The organism is Oligella sp. HMSC09E12 (assembly GCF_001808505.1).
Taxonomy (GTDB): Bacteria; Pseudomonadota; Gammaproteobacteria; order Burkholderiales; family Burkholderiaceae_B; genus Oligella; species Oligella urethralis.
The window spans coordinates 1-1083 of the sequence record NZ_KV793548.1 but is presented as its reverse complement, the minus strand read 5'-3'; the positions used below and the strand labels follow the sequence as shown (position 1 = coordinate 1083).

Genomic DNA, 1083 nt, shown 5'->3' with positions numbered 1-1083 from the left:
TATCAGCCAAGACCCGATCGGCTTGATGGGAGGGATTAATCTCTATCAATACGCCCCGAACCCGGTAGAGTGGGTGGATCCGTTGGGGTGGAAAGGTGTTAACATAATAACAAAAGCGGGAGTTTTTAAGAATCAACGGTATGATGTGGTCATGGAGTTAAGTCGTTCTGTCTATCCAGAAACTTTTACCCATATTGAAGATGCTATTAAAGCAGGTCATGCTCAGGTTGTGACAATAGGTGGTAAGACTAGTGCAAATAGACGAGCAAGTTTAAAAGGTATTGAAACTAAGTTGGGTTTAGACCGTGATGAGTGGCCAATGGCAATGTTTAAAGAAGGTGGCGAAGGCGCTAGTGTTAGACATATAGACCCTTCTGATAATAGAGGGGCAGGTGCCAGTATTGATTGTGCAACTCGTGGACTATCTGAAAATACTCGTATTCTTGTGCAGATTGTTGACTAATTCATTATGAACTATGTATTTATTTTAAGGAGTTAAAAATATGAACGAAATATCAATTGACCTATACGTTTCACATCGTCAAATTCACTTTAGAAGCGGTCCATACGATGAAAGTTTTAATGATTGGACAAAAGACGAAATTCAGCAAGGTGCTATTTTGGGTAAGTCCCATGTTGTTTTCGACCCCATTGCTTCCGGTGATTTTGATGCTGTAGTAAATGTTCGCTTGGCAAAAGGTTTTACGCCATCTTCAGATGTTCATAGAGTACTTAAATTTCCATTCATTGTAGTTGGGGATTTATATTTATCATCGCCCATGGCAGAACATGAGTTGAAATTGGATATAGCGCCAGGTGTCTATACTGGATATTTTGAAGTTTGTGAGGATTCGGAGCAAGAAGAATTGTATTTTAATATTGTTTTAATTCCTAACAATTCCACCTTACCTGAGACCGCTGAGTTTTTTATAGATGATCGATTTGGTGGTGCAAAGGGAAAGTTGTTAGCTAGTCGCTCTGTATAGAGGACAGTGTTGGATTGCCGTTAGACTCTCATAGAGTTATGTTGAAAGAACTAATGATTCAATGGCATTAAGGACAGTCGTAAAGGGGAGTTAAGCT

The 1083-nt window shown here is 39.5% G+C and carries 2 protein-coding genes; both read left to right on the top strand.

All coding sequences use genetic code 11. The annotated features are described in order from the left end of the window. On the top strand, positions 1 to 463 hold a 463-nt coding region (locus HMPREF3179_RS02925), incomplete at its 5' end, for an RHS repeat-associated core domain-containing protein (protein ID WP_305778292.1). Positions 464 to 503: 40 nt separating this feature from the next. Then, positions 504 to 986, top strand: coding sequence for a competence protein ComJ (gene comJ, locus HMPREF3179_RS02920; RefSeq protein ID WP_018027470.1), 483 nt, complete (start codon positions 504 to 506; stop codon positions 984 to 986). Positions 987 to 1083: the final 97 nt, after the last annotated feature.

Bases quoted from the DNA above. Each gene is read 5' to 3' on its own strand.
- comJ (WP_018027470.1), top strand. From the start codon at position 504: ATGAACGAAATATCAATTGACCTATACGTTTCACATCGTCAAATTCAC.